This window comes from Microbacterium sp. LMC-P-041 (genome assembly GCF_030209555.1).
GTDB lineage: Bacteria > Actinomycetota > Actinomycetes > Actinomycetales > Microbacteriaceae > Microbacterium.
Genome location: NZ_JARVRV010000005.1, coordinates 451522 through 467517, shown reverse-complemented (window position 1 = coordinate 467517; position 15996 = coordinate 451522). Strand labels below are relative to the sequence as shown.

Here is a 15996-nt window from a genome sequence, read left to right as displayed (position 1 = left end):
CTTTCTTGTGGAGAGTCGTCAAAGCGAACGGGAGCCTTCTCGCTAGGCTGGCAAGCATGCCTGATATCGCCAAGGTGCTCATCGCCAACCGCGGCGAGATCGCCGTCCGCATCATCCGTGCCGCTCGCGACTCGGGGATCGCCTCCGTCGCCGTGTACGCCGACCAGGACCGCGACGCTCTGCACACCCGCCTCGCCGACGAGGCCTATGCCCTCGGCGGCGCCACGAGCGCCGAGACCTACCTGCAGATCGAGAAGATCCTCTCGGTCGCCCGCCGCGCCGGCGCCGACGCCGTGCACCCCGGATACGGCTTCCTCGCCGAGAACGCCGAATTCGCCCGCGCCGTCATCGGTGCGGGGATGACCTGGATCGGGCCTTCCCCCGACGCCATCGAGGCGCTCGGCGACAAGGTCACCGCCCGCCACGTCGCCGAGAAGGTCGGCGCGCCGCTCGCTCCCGGAACGCCGGGACCCGTCTCCGGGGCCGACGAGGTCGTCGCCTTCGCGAAGGAGTTCGGTCTGCCGATCGCGATCAAAGCCGCGTACGGCGGCGGCGGTCGCGGCCTGAAGGTCGCCCGCGAGCTCGACGAGGTCGCGGAGCTCTTCGAATCCGCCACCCGCGAGGCGGTCACCGCCTTCGGACGCGGCGAGTGCTTCGTCGAGAAGTACCTCGACAAGCCGCGGCACGTCGAGACCCAGTGCCTGGCGGATGCCGAGGGCAACGTCGTCGTCATCTCGACGCGCGACTGCTCGCTGCAGCGCCGCCACCAGAAGCTCGTCGAGGAGGCACCCGCGCCGTTCCTCACGGACGAGCAGAACGACCTGCTCTATTCCGCGTCGAAGGCCATCCTCAAGGAGGTCGGCTACGTGGGCGCAGGCACCTGCGAGTTCCTGATCGGCGCCGACGGCACCGTCTCGTTCCTCGAGGTCAACACCCGTCTGCAGGTCGAGCACCCCGTCTCCGAGGAGGTCACCGGCATCGACCTGGTGCGCGAGCAGTTCCGCATCGCCGCCGGCGGCACGATCGACTACGACGACCCGAAGCCGACCGGACACTCGATCGAGTTCCGCATCAACGGCGAGGACCCCGGTCGAGGGTTCCTCCCGCAGCCTGGTCCGATCCACGTCTTCAAGACCTTCGGCGGACCCGGCATCCGCCTCGACTCCGGCGTCACCGCGGGCGACTCGGTCTCGGGCGCCTTCGACTCGCTTCTCGCGAAGATCATCGTCACCGGCAAGGACCGCGCCGAGGCCCTGGAGCGCTCGCGCCGCGCCCTCGAGGAGTTCGAGGTCGCAGGTCTGCCCACCGTGCTCCCGTTCCACCGCAAGGTCGTGAACGACCCCGCGTTCACCGCGGAGAACGGCGAGTTCGGCATCTTCACCCGCTGGATCGAGACCGAGTTCGAGAACGACATCCCCGCCTGGGACGGCGAGCTCGAGTCGCCCTCCGCCGGCGAGAACCGGCACACCGTCGTGGTCGAGGTCGGCGGCAAGCGCCTCGAGGTCAGCCTTCCCGATCGCGTCGCGGTGGCGGCCGGCACGGCAGGACGACCGGCCGCGGTTCCGCCGTCCCGCCGCAGCCACGCGACCTCGGTCAGCGCCGGCGCATCGGGAGACGCCGTCAAGTCGCCGATGCAGGCCACCGTCGTCAAGGTCGCCGTCGAAGAGGGGCAGCAGGTCGTCAAGGGCGATCTGGTCGTCGTCCTCGAGGCGATGAAGATGGAGCAGCCGCTGCAGGCTCACAAGGACGGCACGATCGGCAACATCGGCGCCGTCGCCGGTGCGACGGTCTCGGCCGGACACCAGCTGCTCACGATCAGCTGACCGCCCTCGCACACGAGAAAGGCGCCCCGCTGCTGCGGGGCGCCTTTCTCGTCTGATCCGCGCCGGGGCGATCTACGAGATGTTCGCGTTGACGAGGTGCATCGCCCTGCTCGCGTCGGTGATGCTGCTCGACAGCGACGGGTATGCCGCGAAGACGCGGGAGACCTGGTCGACCGTCAGACGACGCTCCACGGCGACCGCGATCGGGTAGATCAGCTCGGAGGCCTTGGGCGCGACGATCACGCCGCCGATCACGGTGCCGGATCCCTTGCGTGCGATCAGCTTCACGAAACCGTCCTTGATGCCCATCATCTTGGCCCGAGGGTTCGCGGCGAGGGGCAGCTTGTAGACGAGGCCGTCCGCGACGCCGTCTTCGACGTCCTTCTCGGAATAGCCGACCGTGGCGATCTCGGGCGCCGTGAAGATGTTGGAGGTGATCTTGATCAGCTCCAGAGGGATCACGATGTCGCCCAGCGCGTGGAACACGGCCGTGCGGCCCTGCATAGACGCGACGGAGGCGAGCGGGAAGAAGTTCGTGCAGTCGCCGACGGCGTAGACGTTGGGCACAGAGGTGCGCGCGACGCGGTTGACCCGCACGTGCCCGGTCTCGTCGAGCTCGACTCCCGCGTCTTCGAGACCGATGCCAGCGGTGTTCGGGATCGAGCCGACCGCCATGAGGCAGTGACTCCCCTCGACCGTGCGGCCGTCGGAGAGCGTCGCACGCACGCCGTCCTCGGTGACCTCGACCTTCTCGGCGCGGGCCTTGGAGAGCACCGTCATCCCCCCGCGCTTGAAGACCTTCTCGAGCACGTGCGCGGCATCCTGGTCCTCACCCGGCAGCACCTGCTCGCGGCTGGAGATCAGCGTGACCTTGGCGCCGAGGTTCATGTAGGCGGACGCGAACTCGGCGCCCGTCACACCGGAGCCGACCACGATCAGGTGCTCGGGAAGCGCCTTCATGTCGTAGAGCTGCGTCCACGTGAGGATCCGCTTGCCGTCGGGCTTGGCCGAATCCAGCTCGCGCGGCGACGCGCCCACCGCCACGATGATCGTGTCGGCCTCGACGCGGTCGAAGTCGGTGCCCTTCTGCCCGGTCGAGACCACGATCGCCGTCGGTCCCTCCAGACGGCCGTGGCCGGACAGGATGCGCACGCCGGCCTCGAGCAGCGTCGTGCGCATGTCCTCGGACTGCTGGCCCGCGAGCGCGATCAGACGTTTGTTCACCGCGGCGAGGTTGATGGCGATCTCGGGCTTGAGCGGCTTGCCGTGCTCGCCCTTGGCGTAGAACTGCACTCCGAGGTCGGAGGCCTCCGAGATCGCGACCGCGGCATCCGCCGTGGCGATCAGGCTCTTCGAGGGGACGACATCGGTGAGCACTGCCGCTCCGCCCACGCCCACACGCTCGACCAGGGTCACCTCGGCTCCGAGCTGAGCGGCCGCGAGGGCCGCCTCATAACCGCCGGGACCGCCGCCGAGGACGGCGACGCGCTGTGTGCGCTCAAAAGGGGTGGAAGACATGATCTCCATTCTTCCGCAATCCTGGCCCCGGAGCCTGCACCTTCCTAGAGTGGATCCATGTCTGAAACACACAGCAACCCCCTCGACGACCCGAATGCGAACCCGTTCGAGGTCGCAGCCGACGCAGCCGCCGACATCGCGCGCCTGACCGGAGTCGAGAAGCACGAGATCGCCCTGACCCTCGGCAGCGGCTGGGGCAAGGCCGCCGACATCATCGGCGAGACCACGTCGACCATCCCCGCCACCGAGGTCACCGGCTTCTCGAAGCCCGCTCTCGAGGGCCACGTGGGCACCCTGCGCAGCATCCGCACTCCCGATGGCAAGAACGTCCTCGTCATCGGTGCCCGCACCCACTACTACGAGGGCCACGGCGTGCGCCGTGTCGTGCACTCGGTGCGCACCGCCGCGGCCACGGGCGCCAAGATCATGGTGCTGACGAACGGCGCCGGCGGAGTGCGCGAGACGTGGACTCCCGGCCAGCCCGTGCTGATCAGCGACCACATCAATCTCACGGCCGACTCCCCTCTCGAGGGCGCGACCTTCATCGACCTCACCGACCTCTATTCGACGCGTCTGCGCGACATCGCCCGGAGCGTCGACCCCACGCTCGACGAGGGCGTGTACACGCAGTTCCGCGGCCCGCACTACGAGACGCCGGCCGAGGTGCAGATGGCCAAGCACATCGGCGGACACATCGTGGGAATGTCGACAGCGCTCGAGGCGATCGCCGCTCGCGAGGCCGGTATGGAGATCCTCGGGTTCTCGCTCATCACCAACCTCGCCGCCGGCATCCAGAAGACGCCGCTCAGCCACGCTGAGGTCATCGAGGCCGGTCGAGAGGCCGAACCGGTCATCTCGGCGCTGCTGGCCCGAGTGGTCGAGGCGCTGTGAACGACGAGCGTCTCGCGCAGGCGCGCGCGTGGATGAGACAGGACCCCGATCACGAGACCCGCGACGAGCTGGCCGTGGTCATCACGCGGGCAGCCGATGGCGACGAGTCGGCCGCCGCCGACCTCGATGATCGTTTCAGCACCCGACTCGCGTTCGGCACCGCCGGTCTCCGCGGAGCCCTGGGGGCCGGCAGCAACCGCATGAACCGCGTGCTCGTCGCGCAGGCGGCCGCCGGGTTCGCTTCGTACCTGCGCGAGAAGTCGCACGGCCGCACGCCGACCGTGGTGATCGGCTATGACGGACGCCGCAACTCCCGCGTGTTCGCGACCGACTCCGCCGAGCTGTTCGCCGGAGCAGGGCTGCGCGCGATCCTGCTGCCGAGACTGCTGCCCACGCCCGTGCTCGCGTTCGCGGTGCGTCACCTGGGCGCGGATGCCGGTGTCATGGTGACCGCGTCGCACAACCCGCCGAACGACAACGGATACAAGGTCTATCTGGGCGGCGCGGATCAGGGCTCGCAGATCGTCGCACCCGCCGATGCCGAGATCGCCGCGCACATCCAGCGAGTCGCCGATGCGGACGACGTCACGTCGTTGCCTCGCTCCACCGACTATGAGAGGGCCGGCGAAGCCGTGGTCGACGCGTACGTCGCCGCGACAGCGGCGGTCGCTCCCGCACCAGCGGGCGCGTCCGATCTGCGCTGGGTCTACACCGCTATGCACGGGGTCGGCTGGGAGACGCTGTCGAAGATCGTCGCGGCCGCCGGATACCCTCAGCCGATGGTCGTCGGAGAGCAGCTCGAACCCGACGCGACGTTCCGCACCGTGTCATTCCCCAACCCGGAGGAGCCGGGGGCGATGGACCTGTCCTTCGCCCGGGCCCGCCGCGTGCAGGCGGACTTCATCATCGCCAATGATCCGGATGCCGACCGACTCGCCGTGGCGATCCCGGATGCGTCGTCGGAGGGCGGATGGCGGCGACTCACCGGCAACGAGGTCGGGCTCCTCCTGGGCGCTCGCGCCGCCAGGGCCGCCGAGGGCACGCCGGGTGCATCGCTCGCGTGCTCCCTGGTCTCATCGCCCGGCCTCGGCGCCGTCGCCGCCCATCACGGGCTCGACTTCCACGAGACGCTCACGGGCTTCAAATGGATCTCCCGCGCCCCCGGCATCGTCTTCGGCTTCGAGGAGGCACTCGGCTACCTCGTGAATCCCGAGACCGTGCGCGACAAGGACGGCATCTCGGCGACCGTCGCGATCCTCGGACTCGCCGCCGAGGCGCACGAGCGCGGACGCTCTCTCGCCGACCTGCTGTCCGAGCTCGGTGACACGTACGGTCACTTCGCCAGCGGTCAGGTGTCGGTCCGCGTGCAGGACCTCTCGGTCATCGGCACCGTGATGCTCTCGCTGCGCACGCTGCCGCCGACGCACTTCGGCAGCCACGCGATCGCCTCCGCGGAGGATCTGCTGCACGCCGACGCAGGGCAGCCCTCGGGCGACGTGCTGCGGTATCGACTCACGGACGGCTCGCGCATCATCGTCCGTCCGAGCGGCACCGAGCCGAAGCTCAAGGTCTACATCGACGCGGCCGCGGACTCCGCAGAGCGCGCCACCGCCACCGTCGCCGAGCTCGAGGCCGCGGTGCGCCTGCTCCTGGAAGAACGCTCGTAGGCCGCATGCCGAGAAGACATGTCGTGATCAGCGCGCACAACGGGGTGCACGCGCGCCCCGTCGCCGAGCTCGTGCGGCTCGTGCAGGCGCATTCGCACGCGGTGACCCTGCGGACGTCGTCGGGCGCGGTCGTGGACCTCAGCAGCGTTCTCGCGCTGATGGACCTCGCACTCGCGCCCGGCGATGCCGTGGTGCTCGAGACGGCGGACTCGGCCGGCGCCGACGCCGTGCTCGACACCCTCGCCGGCGTCCTCGACCCTCGGGGCTGACCCGGCGGTCACCCGTCGATGACGGCGACGAGCTCGTCGAGGAACGCCTCGAAGGTGGTGCCCCGGCGGAGGATTCGCTGCACGCTCTCCCGTTCGCTGAACACCTCGACGAGCTGCTCGAACACCGTCTGGAACGCGGCGCGGTCGCTCTCGCTGAAGGCGGCGAGAGCGACCACCTGCACGCGGCCCTCACCCCACGCTGCCGACCCGTCCGTCACGCCGATCGCGATCGCGGTGCGCGTGGCGGTCATCTGGAGCGCGTGCGGCACCGCGAGCGCGTCTGTGAACGCCGTCGACGACATCCGTTCGCGGAGGATGGTGTTCTCGACGTAGTCGTCGCCGATCAGCCCCGCATCCACGAGGAGACCGCCCAGTCGCCGGATGATCGCCTCCTCCCCCGCATCGGGCAGCGGATAGACGAAGGCGTCGGCATCGAAGTATCGCGCGAGCTCGCCACGGAGCCTGGTGAGGCGTCGGCCCCGCCGGACGCGTGCCGCGGCCTGCTGGATCCGGTCGACATCGGCATCCGTGAGGAACGGCTGGATGCGGACGTAGCGATCGCCGGCAGCGCCCGGCTCGATCGTGCTGAGCACCAGGTCGGTGTCGAACGACGCCCAGTCCGGGTCGACCTTGGTGATGACGCTGGTCACCTCGATCGCGGACCCGAGCGAGCGGTCGACGCTCGATCGGAGCAGCTCGTGCAGCTCGTAATACCCCGGGCACACGATGGTCGCGGTGAGGATCGACTCGGCCTTGCGGCTGCGCTCGAGTCGTCCGCCGACGTGCATCGCGATGTAGGCGATCTCGTCGTCGTGGATCGGCGTGCCGAGGCGATCGTGCAGTCCGCTGGCGATCGAGACGGCGACCTCGAAGATCATCGGATACGAGGTCTTGAGCGAGCGGGTGAGCGGATTGCGGGTCAGCGCGCTCTCCTCGGCGCGACGCATCAGGTTCTGCACGTGCAGGGCGAGGCGCAGCACGAAGGTCTCGTCGACCAGGTCGACTTGGAAATCCTCCGCCGCCCTCGCGATCTCCGCACGCACGGCCGCCTCGACACCCGGGTCCACGCCGCTGCGGGCGACATCGCCCGCAGCGTCCTCCCCCGGAGCCACGATGCGCGTGAGGACGAGGGACGCGAGATGCCCGCTGTCCCCGTCGCCCAGCGCGACCGAGAAGTGCTGCTGGGCGAGCCGGGCGATCACAGCCCCGACCCGCGGGATCTCCTCCCGCGCACCGGCAGGACCGGCTTCGAGCGCGTGGCCGGCCGCAACCCTCTCGGCGGCGATCGCGATGTGCAGAAGGACATCGGAGATCGCGAGCTCGTTGACGTAGTAGCCCTGTTCTCCGAGTTCGCGCACGAGCTCGGACTTGAACGGCCCGACGGCGTCGGCGGCGATGACTCCTCCGGCGAGCGCTCGGCGGAACGTCTCGGGGTGGAACGACGCGGCATCCATCTCGTCATGTGCGAGTCGCGACAGCAGACGACGCTGTGCCGCCTCGTTGCCTCGCAGTCGCACGATCTCGCGGTCTCTCTCGAGTGCGAGATCGGTGCCGTCGAGCAGTGTGCGGACGCGGGCGAGGTCCGCCTCGAGAGTGGCTTCGCTCACATGGAGCGCACTGGCCGTGGCGAAGACGTCGACACCTTCCGGCACATCGAGCAGGGTGCGGACGAGGCCGTGCAGTCGGTCACGCGGGGCGGAGTCGCCGCTCTGCCGCGTGCGCAGTGCGTCGCGAGCCCCCGGCCCGGCGCGGTATCCCGCCGGGCCCGACTCGACGGCATCCGCTCCACCGGTTCTCGCGTTCAGCGCGGCGACGTACGAGCGGATGCTGCGCGGGGTGACCCCGAGCTGATCGGCGAGACTGGCGGCCGTCACCCACTCGCCCTGACGGAGCAGGGACGACAGGAGCTGATCCTGACGCTGTCGCGACATGATGCTCCCTCCTCCGTGCCGACCGCACTGTCCTGACGTGACTTCCATGATGTCAGCAAGCGGGGAGCGGTGCTCCGAAACTGAGGTTCCGCAGGGGCGGAAAGGAACCTGTTGGCGAGCACACCCCCCTTGTTCCCAGACTGTTCTCAGGAAAGGTGAGCATCGATGAAGATCCTCGTGGTGTGCGGCGCTGGCGCGTCGAGCACGTTCGTCGCGCAACGACTCCGCCGGGCGGCTTCCGAAGCCGGCCTCGACTGGGACGCCGCAGCCGGCATGGAGCAGTCCGTCGCCGGCAGCGACCACGACCTCATCCTCATCGGCCCTCATCTCGCCGATCGCCTCGAGGCGATCCGCCAGGCGGCGCCCGCTCAGGTGGCCGTGCTCCCCGACGACGTCTTCGCCGATCGGGACGGCACCCGCACGCTGGCACTCGCACAGTCGATCGTCTCCAGCGCCAGGAACACCCCGAAAGGAACATCATGACCGTCTCTCGCACCGTCCGCATCGGCTCATCCCATGGACTCCACGCCCGTCCGGCGAAGCTGTTCGCACAGGCGGCGAAGGACTCGGGGATTCCCGTGACCATCGCGAAGGACTCGGGGAAGGCGGTCAACGCGGCCAGCATCCTCGGCGTGATCGCGCTGGCGATCGAGCACGGCGACTACGTCACGCTGACGGCCGACGGCGACAGCGCGGAAGGCGTGCTCGACACGCTCACCGAGCTGCTCACGACCGACCATGATCAGGACGCCGGAGTATGAGCGAACTGCGTGGAGTCGGCATCGGTCTCGGAGTCGCCCAGGGCGTCGTCGTCCGGATGACCGAGGCGCTGCCCGCCCCGGAGAACACCCCCAGCGGTCAGGGAGCCGACACGGAGCGCACACGTGTCCGCGAGGCCGTGACGGCCGTCGCACAGGAGCTGACGGCCCGCGGCGAGGCCGCCGGCGGCTCGGCGCAGGAGGTGCTCGAGGCGCAGGCGATGATCGCCGAGGACCCGACGCTGCAGGACGAGGTCGACGCACGCATCGACGACGGCGCGACGGCCGAATGGGCCGTGCATGACGCGTTCGCCGGTTTCCGGGCGACGCTCGAGGCCGTCGGGGGCTACCTCGGCGAGCGCGCCGCCGATCTCGACGACATCGCGCAGCGGGTGCTCGCCCGACTTCGCGGCGTGGATGCGCCAGGGGTCCCCGACCCCGGGCATCCGTTCGTCCTCGTCGCTCGCGACCTCGCCCCGGCCGACACCGCGCTGCTGAACCTCGATCAGGTGCTCGCCCTCGTCACCTTCGACGGCGGACCCACCTCGCACACCGCGATCCTCGCCCGCGAGAAGGGCATCGTCGCGATCGTCGGAGCGGCATCAGCCTCGGAGCTCGCGACCGGCAGCCCGGTCATCGTCGACGCCGCAGCCGGAATCGTCACCGTCGATCCGACCGACGACGAGAAGGCGCGCGCCGAGCAGCGCGCCGCCGCCCGCCGCTCGGCGGATGCCGCACCACTCACTCCCGGCGCCCTCGCCGACGGCACGCCGATCCCGCTGCTGGCGAACCTGGGGAAGCCTGCAGACGCATCCGATGCCGTCGAACGCGGGGCCGAGGGCGTCGGGCTGTTCCGCACCGAGTTCCTGTTCCTCTCGTCGGCGCAGGCGCCGACGGTGCAGCAGCAGCGAGAGTCCTATCGGGAGCTGCTCGCGGCCTTCCCCGGCAAGAAGGTCGTCGTGAGGATGCTGGATGCCGGCGCCGACAAGCCGCTGGCGTTCCTCAACGACGCGCACGAGGAGAACCCGGCCCTGGGCCTGCGGGGGCTGCGTGCTCTGCGGGCGAGCGAGGACATCCTGCGCGAGCAGCTGACGGCCCTCGCCGAAGCGGATGCCGCGACCGAGGCGGACCTCTGGGTCATGGCGCCGATGGTGGCGACCGTCGAGGAGACGCAGTACTTCACCTCGCTCGCCCGGGAGTACGGCCTGAAGACCGCCGGTGTCATGGTCGAGATCCCGTCCAGTGCGCTGCTCGCCGACCGGATCCTCGCGCACGCCGACTTCGCCTCGATCGGCACGAACGACCTCACGCAGTACACGATGGCCGCCGACCGTCTACTCGGCTCCGTCGCGGCGTTCCAGGATCCGTGGCACCCCGCCGTGCTCCGTCTCATCCGTGAGGTCGGCACGGCAGGTGCCCGGCTCGGCAAGCCGGTCGGGATCTGCGGTGAGGCCGCCGCCGATCCGATGCTCGCCGTCGTGCTCGTCGGGCTCGGCGCGACGAGCCTCTCCATGGCGCCGTCCGCCCTGGCGGACGTGCGTCACACCCTGTCGCAGCACACTCTCGACGAAGCCCGCAACTTCGCCGAACTCGCACTGGCGGCGGACGACGCCGCCGGTGCTCGCCTCGCCGTGGCTGACGCCGCGGCGCCCCTCCCCCCTCACCAGAAAGAGACGACATCATGACGACGACGTCACCCGCCGCCACGAAGGCAGGCGGCCTCCGAACGGGCGTGCAGCGCTTCGGCACGTTCCTCTCGGGCATGATCATGCCCAACATCGCCGCGTTCATCGCGTGGGGATTCATCACGATGCTCTTCATCCCGGCCGGATTCTTCGGGTCCGAGAGCCCGTTCGGCTGGCACTGGGCCGGTGTCGCCGAGACCATCGGCGGCGGCGGCGATTCCGCAGTGGTCGGCTGGCAGGGCGCCATGACCGCGGTGGCCGAAGGCGCCGACGGCAACATCTTCGCGTACGTGGGCCTCGTCGGACCGATGGTCACGTACCTGCTGCCGCTCCTCATCGCCAACACCGCGGGCCGCATGGTCTACGGCGAGCGCGGTGGAGTCGTCGCGACGATCGCGACGATGGGTGTCATCGTCGGCACCAACATCCCGATGTTCCTCGGCGCGATGATCATGGGGCCGCTCGCGGCCTGGATCACCAAGCAGATGGACCGGATGTGGGACGGCAAGATCCGCCCCGGCTTCGAGATGCTGGTGAACAACTTCTCGGCCGGCATCCTGGGCATGATCCTCGCGATCGTGGGATTCTTCGCCTTCGGTCCCGTGATGCTCGGCATCAGCGCGGTTCTCGGCGGTGCCGTCGACTGGCTGGTCGCGCTGAACCTGCTGCCCCTCGTGTCGATCATCGTGGAGCCCGCGAAGGTGCTGTTCCTGAACAACGCCATCAACCACGGCGTGTTCACTCCGCTCGGCATCGAGCAGGCGGCCGAGACCGGCAAGTCGATCCTCTTCCTGATCGAGGCGAACCCCGGTCCGGGCCTCGGTCTGCTGCTCGCGTTCTCGTTCTTCGGCGTCGGTGCGGCCAAGGCGTCTGCGCCCGGAGCGGCGATCATCCAGTTCTTCGGCGGCATCCACGAGATCTACTTCCCGTACGCGCTGAGCAAGCCGACCACCATCCTCGCCCTGATCGCGGGTGGCGCGGCCGGTGTCACGACCAACATGGTGCTCGGAGGCGGCCTGGCGTTCCCGGCAGCCCCCGGCAGCATCATCGCCGTGACCGCGGCCGCCGTCGGCCCCGGCGTCCCGAACCTGCTCGTGGTCTACCTCTCGGTGATCATCGCCGCGGTCGTCACGTTCCTCATCACCGGCGTCATCCTGCGGGCCTCCCGCAAGCGCGACCTCGAGGCCGAGGGCGACAGCTTCGGCGACGCGATCGCACAGACCGAGGCGAACAAGGGCAAGTCCTCCGCCGCGATGGACGCCCTTCGCGCCTCGTCGGGTACGGGAACTGCCGGAGCAGCCGCTGCGGCTGGCACGGGCGTCGCCACGGACCGTCGCATCGAGAACATCGTGTTCGCCTGCGACGCCGGAATGGGCTCATCGGCCATGGGCGCGAGCGTGCTGCGCAACAAGTTCAAGAAGGCAGGGGTCGAGGGCGTCACCGTCACGAACCAGGCCATCGCGAACCTCGACGGCAGCGCCGACCTGGTCATCACCCAGCAGCAGCTGACCGACCGGGCGAAGGCGCAGTCGCCGAACTCGGTGCACGTGTCCGTCGACAACTTCATGAACTCTCCGAAGTACGAAGAGGTCGTCGAGATGGTGCGCGAACAGCGCGACACCGACGCGTGACAGACCAGGCGGGGCGGGTGCTGCGGCATCCGCCCCGCCTCCACATACTCAGAAAGAAGGAATCACCATGAGCGTTCTCACCCTCGATCAGGTCCGCATCCACTCCGGAAGCAGCACGCAGGAGGAAGCCCTCCAGGAGGCGACCGACATCCTCGTCGCGGCAGGCGCCGTCACCCCCGCCTATGTCGACGCGATGCGTCAGCGCGAGCAGACGGTCTCGACCTACATGGGCAACGGTCTGGCGATTCCGCACGGCACGAACGACGCCAAGGATGCGATCCTCGGATCCGCGCTGTCTGTCGTCCGCTACGACGGCGGAGTCGACTGGGACGGGGAGGCCGCGACGTTCGTCGTCGGCATCGCCGGCCGTGGCGACGAGCACCTCGAGATCCTCTCGCAGATCGCGATCCTGTTCTCCGATGAGGACGACGTCGCGAAGCTCAACGCGGCGCAGACGCCCGACGAGCTGTACGCCCTGCTCTCGGCGGTGAACGACTGATGAAGGCCGTGCACTTCGGCGCGGGCAACATCGGCCGCGGATTCGTGGGGCTGCTCCTGCACGAGGGTGGATACGAGGTCGTGTTCTCCGATGTCGCCGACGCTCTCGTCGACGCCATCAACGCCGTCGATTCGTACACGGTGCACGAGGCCGGACCCGGCGGCACCGACCACGTGGTGACCGGCTTCCGGGCGGTCAACAGCAGGACCGATCCGGATGCCGTGGCCGACGAGGTCGCGACCGCCGATGTGGTCACGACGGCGGTCGGACCGACCGTGCTGCGCTTCGTCGCCCCCACGATCGTCGCGGGCCTCGCCCTGCGCCCTGCCGGAGCCGCTCCCCTGCAGGTCATGGCCTGCGAGAACGCGATCGGGGCGACGGACACCCTCCGGGCGGAGATCGAGAAGGCGGCGGGCGCGGACGCCGAGGAGCTGCTGTCGCGTGCGGTGTTCGCGAACACCGCCGTCGACCGCATCGTCCCCGGTCAGCCCGCAGACGGCGGCGTCGACGTCACGGTCGAGCCGTACTTCGAGTGGGCGATCGAATCCCAGGCCTTCGGCGGCGCGCTGCCGAACATTCCCGGCGCTCATTTCGTCGACGATCTCGCCCCGTACATCGAGCGCAAGCTCTTCACGGTGAACACCGGCCACGCCGCGACGGCGTACTTCGGCGCACGGGCCGGCATCGAGCGCATCTCCGACGCCCTGGCCGACCCCGACATCGTCGCACGCGTCTCGGCCGCTCTCGAGGAGACCTCCGCGGTGCTGGTCGCCGAACACGGGCTCGACCCGGCCGAACTGGCCGCGTACCGAGCGACGATCCTCGAGCGGTTCCGCAATCCGGCGCTCGTCGACACCGTGCAGCGGGTCGGCCGTCAGCCGTTGCGCAAGATCTCCCGACACGAGCGCTTCATCGGACCGGCGGCGATGGCTGCCGAGAGAGGGCTCTCCACGATCGCGCTGGTCGGCGCGGTCACCGCAGCGCTCGAGTTCGAGGATCCCGATGATGAGCAGGCGGTCGAGCTGCAGCAGCTCCTGCGCACGGAGGATGCGCTGGCGTTCACCTCGTCCGCAACGGGGCTCGACCCCGAGCATCCGCTGTTCCCGGCGGTCCGCGACGCAGTCGTCTCCCGTCAGACAGCACTGAACGCCTCCTGACGACGTCGCACGCCGTGTTCTGCGCCCTCTGCCGATACGATCGGCGGAGGGCGCAGTGGCGAGCACAGCGAGGTGCGGGAGCAGCATGAACAGATACGCCGTCATCGGTGCAGGTCCGTCGGGCCTCGCCGCCGCTCGGGCGCTGACGAAGCGCGGCGTCGGGATCGACGGGTACGAGGCCTCGACCGGTGTGGGCGGCCTGTGGGACATCGACAACCCCCGCAGCACGATGTACGAGTCCGCGCATCTGATCTCCTCGCGCACGACGACCGAGTTCGCCGAGTACCCCATGCGTTCGACCGTCGACTACCCCGACCATCGGACGCTGCGACAGTACTTCGAGGACTATGCCGAGCACTTCGGTCTCACCGGGCTCTTCCGGTTCGAGACGACCGTCACGCGACTCGAGCCGCGGGACGACGGCTGGGATCTCACGAGCTCGGGGCCCGACGGCGAAGAGACCCGGTGGTACGCCGGCGTCGTGCTCGCGAACGGCACGCTCGCCGAACCGAACGTGCCGACCTTCGTCGGAGAGTTCAACGGCGAGATCATGCACACGAGCGAGTACAGGTCGGCCGCACAGCTCACCGGCCGGCGTGTGCTGCTGATCGGGGCGGGGAACTCGGGGTGCGACATCGCGGTGGATGCCGTGCACCACGCCTCCTCGGTCGACATGAGCGTCCGCCGCGGCTATTACTTCGTCCCGCGCTATCTGTTCGGCAGGCCGAGCGACACCCTGAATCAGGGCCGTCCCCTGCCCGCGCGCGTCAAGCAGGCGGTCGACAGCCGGGTGCTCCGGGCGTTCACCGGCGACCCTGCGCGCTTCGGTTTCCCGAAGCCCGACTACCGCATCTACGAGGCTCATCCGATCGTCAACACGATGATCCTCAATCACCTCGGGCAGGGGGACCTGCGTATCCGCCCCGATGTGGAGCGCCTCGACGGCACGACCGTGCGCTTCCGGGACGGGACGTCCGACGACTACGATCTGCTCCTCCTCGCGACCGGATACCGGCTCGACTACCCGTTCGTCGACCCACAGCACCTGCACTGGAGCGGAGCGGCACCACGGCTGTTCCTCCACGTCTTCCCCGCATCGTTCAACGGTCTCTTCGTGATGGGCATGATCGAGGCGTCCGGCATCGGCTGGCAGGGGCGGTACGAGCAGGCGGAGCTGCTGGCCGCATACCTGGACGCGGCGGAGAACGATCCGCCTCGGGCCGTGCGATTCCGCGATCGGGTGACCTCCGAGCCGTGGCCCGATCTGACCGGCGGCTACCGATACCTGCGCCTCGACCGCATGGCCTACTACGTGAACAAGGACGCATATCGGGGTGCGGTGCGACGCGAGCGGTCGGCGCTCGAGCTGCCGCACCCCGAGCACGCTCACATCCGCACCCCGTAACGTGGGGCGAGTGCAGAAGAAGCGTGGTCGTCGTGTCCTGAAAGTGATCCTCTGGGGAGTCGTCGGCGTCCTCGTGATCGGCATCGTCGGCATACTCGCCTGGAGCCAGATCGGCGTCATGTCGGCCGAGAACGATCCGCTCGCCAGCGTCGAGGACAACTCCGCCATCCATGTCGAGGACACAGAGCAGGGAATCGTGCTCACCCCGGCCGACGGCGAATCAGACCTCGGCCTGGTGTTCGTGCCCGGTGCGAAGGTCGATCCGTGGGCGTACGCACCGATCCTGCAGAGCCTCGCCGAAGAGGGCGTCACGGTGGTGATCACCCGCCCGTGGCTGAACCTCGCGTTCTTCGATCTGCGCGGTCTCGACTCGTTCACCTCTGCGGCCCCCGACATCGATGACTGGGCGGTCGGCGGACACTCGCTGGGCGGCGTGCGCGCGTGCCAGCTCGCCGCGGATGCCGAGGCACTCGTGCTGTTCGGCTCCTACTGCGCGACGGACGTGTCGGACACCGATCTCGCCGTTCTCAGCATCTCGGGCAGCGAGGACGGACTGTCGACGCCCGAGAAGATCGCCGATGCTCGTGACCTCCTGCCGGCCGACGCCGAGATGGTCGAGATCGAGGGAGCGTCGCACGCGTCGTTCGGCGACTACGGGCCCCAGGCCGGTGACGGCGAGCCGACGATCTCGAGCGACGAGATGCACGCACAGGTCTCTGAGATCCTCGATGCCTTCATGGCGGACGTCGCCGCGCGCTGAGC

General features: G+C 69.3%; 14 protein-coding genes. 12 read left to right on the top strand and 2 right to left on the bottom strand.

The window, feature by feature from the left end:
* Positions 1-56: 56 nt before the first annotated feature.
* Complete coding sequence (locus QRN21_RS12435) at positions 57-1823, top strand: acetyl/propionyl/methylcrotonyl-CoA carboxylase subunit alpha (RefSeq protein WP_056280083.1); 1767 nt, start codon at positions 57-59, stop codon at positions 1821-1823.
* Between the two features lie 72 nt (positions 1824-1895).
* On the opposite strand, the gene QRN21_RS12430 is transcribed toward QRN21_RS12435, so the two are convergent.
* Entirely contained in the window at positions 1896-3350 is a 1455-nt protein-coding gene (locus QRN21_RS12430) for an NAD(P)H-quinone dehydrogenase (protein ID WP_171821928.1), read from the bottom strand.
* Positions 3351-3398: 48 nt separating this feature from the next.
* Here QRN21_RS12430 and QRN21_RS12425 point away from each other — a divergent pair, with 48 nt between their 5' ends.
* Genes QRN21_RS12425 through QRN21_RS12415 form a run of 3 tightly spaced genes read left to right on the top strand, consistent with a single transcriptional unit; the run spans position 3399 to position 6168 of the window.
* Entirely contained in the window at positions 3399-4232 is an 834-nt protein-coding gene (locus QRN21_RS12425) for a purine-nucleoside phosphorylase (protein WP_285364255.1), read from the top strand.
* Positions 4229-5899, top strand: a complete 1671-nt coding sequence (locus QRN21_RS12420) for a phospho-sugar mutase (RefSeq protein ID WP_285364254.1) — start codon at positions 4229-4231, stop codon at positions 5897-5899. The genes QRN21_RS12425 and QRN21_RS12420 overlap by 4 nt, the downstream gene beginning before the upstream one ends.
* 5 nt (positions 5900-5904) lie before the next feature.
* Complete coding sequence (locus QRN21_RS12415; RefSeq protein WP_072591532.1) at positions 5905-6168, top strand: HPr family phosphocarrier protein; 264 nt, start codon at positions 5905-5907, stop codon at positions 6166-6168.
* Between the two features lie 8 nt (positions 6169-6176).
* Here QRN21_RS12415 and QRN21_RS12410 read toward each other — a convergent pair whose 3' ends face one another.
* Positions 6177-8099, bottom strand: a complete 1923-nt coding sequence (locus QRN21_RS12410; RefSeq protein ID WP_285364253.1) for a BglG family transcription antiterminator — start codon at positions 8097-8099, stop codon at positions 6177-6179.
* Positions 8100-8264: 165 nt separating this feature from the next.
* On the opposite strand from QRN21_RS12410, the gene QRN21_RS12405 reads away from it, so the two are divergent.
* From QRN21_RS12405 to QRN21_RS12370, 8 genes are all read left to right on the top strand, one after another.
* Positions 8265-8582 carry a PTS sugar transporter subunit IIB gene (locus tag QRN21_RS12405; protein WP_053096993.1) on the top strand — a complete coding sequence of 106 codons (318 nt, stop codon included), beginning with the start codon at positions 8265-8267 and terminating at the stop codon, positions 8580-8582.
* Entirely contained in the window at positions 8579-8860 is a 282-nt protein-coding gene (locus tag QRN21_RS12400; RefSeq protein WP_053096995.1) for an HPr family phosphocarrier protein, read from the top strand. The genes QRN21_RS12405 and QRN21_RS12400 overlap by 4 nt, the downstream gene beginning before the upstream one ends.
* Entirely contained in the window at positions 8857-10542 is a 1686-nt protein-coding gene (ptsP, locus tag QRN21_RS12395; protein WP_072591533.1) for a phosphoenolpyruvate--protein phosphotransferase, read from the top strand. The genes QRN21_RS12400 and ptsP overlap by 4 nt, the downstream gene beginning before the upstream one ends.
* Positions 10539-12173, top strand: coding sequence for a PTS mannitol transporter subunit IIBC (locus QRN21_RS12390; protein ID WP_056280068.1), 1635 nt, complete (start codon positions 10539-10541; stop codon positions 12171-12173). The genes ptsP and QRN21_RS12390 overlap by 4 nt, the downstream gene beginning before the upstream one ends.
* Positions 12174-12240: 67 nt before the next feature.
* Positions 12241-12672, top strand: a complete 432-nt coding sequence (locus QRN21_RS12385; RefSeq protein WP_056280066.1) for a PTS mannitol transporter subunit IIA — start codon at positions 12241-12243, stop codon at positions 12670-12672.
* Entirely contained in the window at positions 12672-13829 is a 1158-nt protein-coding gene (locus QRN21_RS12380) for a mannitol-1-phosphate 5-dehydrogenase (protein ID WP_056280064.1), read from the top strand. Before QRN21_RS12385 ends, QRN21_RS12380 begins: the two co-directional genes overlap by 1 nt.
* Before the next feature lie 85 nt (positions 13830-13914).
* Entirely contained in the window at positions 13915-15234 is a 1320-nt protein-coding gene (locus QRN21_RS12375) for a flavin-containing monooxygenase (protein WP_285364251.1), read from the top strand.
* Positions 15235-15244: 10 nt separating this feature from the next.
* Positions 15245-15994, top strand: a complete 750-nt coding sequence (locus QRN21_RS12370; RefSeq protein WP_285364249.1) for an alpha/beta hydrolase — start codon at positions 15245-15247, stop codon at positions 15992-15994.
* Positions 15995-15996 lie beyond the last annotated feature (2 nt).

Bases quoted from the DNA above. Each gene is read 5' to 3' on its own strand.
- QRN21_RS12435 (WP_056280083.1), top strand. From the start codon at position 57: ATGCCTGATATCGCCAAGGTGCTCATCGCCAACCGCGGCGAGATCGCC.
- QRN21_RS12430 (WP_171821928.1), bottom strand. From the start codon at position 3,350: ATGGAGATCATGTCTTCCACCCCTTTTGAGCGCACACAGCGCGTCGCC.
- QRN21_RS12425 (WP_285364255.1), top strand. From the start codon at position 3,399: ATGTCTGAAACACACAGCAACCCCCTCGACGACCCGAATGCGAACCCG.
- QRN21_RS12415 (WP_072591532.1), top strand. From the start codon at position 5,905: ATGCCGAGAAGACATGTCGTGATCAGCGCGCACAACGGGGTGCACGCG.
- QRN21_RS12410 (WP_285364253.1), bottom strand. From the start codon at position 8,099: ATGTCGCGACAGCGTCAGGATCAGCTCCTGTCGTCCCTGCTCCGTCAG.
- QRN21_RS12405 (WP_053096993.1), top strand. From the start codon at position 8,265: ATGAAGATCCTCGTGGTGTGCGGCGCTGGCGCGTCGAGCACGTTCGTC.
- QRN21_RS12400 (WP_053096995.1), top strand. From the start codon at position 8,579: ATGACCGTCTCTCGCACCGTCCGCATCGGCTCATCCCATGGACTCCAC.
- ptsP (WP_072591533.1), top strand. From the start codon at position 8,857: ATGAGCGAACTGCGTGGAGTCGGCATCGGTCTCGGAGTCGCCCAGGGC.
- QRN21_RS12390 (WP_056280068.1), top strand. From the start codon at position 10,539: ATGACGACGACGTCACCCGCCGCCACGAAGGCAGGCGGCCTCCGAACG.
- QRN21_RS12385 (WP_056280066.1), top strand. From the start codon at position 12,241: ATGAGCGTTCTCACCCTCGATCAGGTCCGCATCCACTCCGGAAGCAGC.
- QRN21_RS12380 (WP_056280064.1), top strand. From the start codon at position 12,672: ATGAAGGCCGTGCACTTCGGCGCGGGCAACATCGGCCGCGGATTCGTG.
- QRN21_RS12375 (WP_285364251.1), top strand. From the start codon at position 13,915: ATGAACAGATACGCCGTCATCGGTGCAGGTCCGTCGGGCCTCGCCGCC.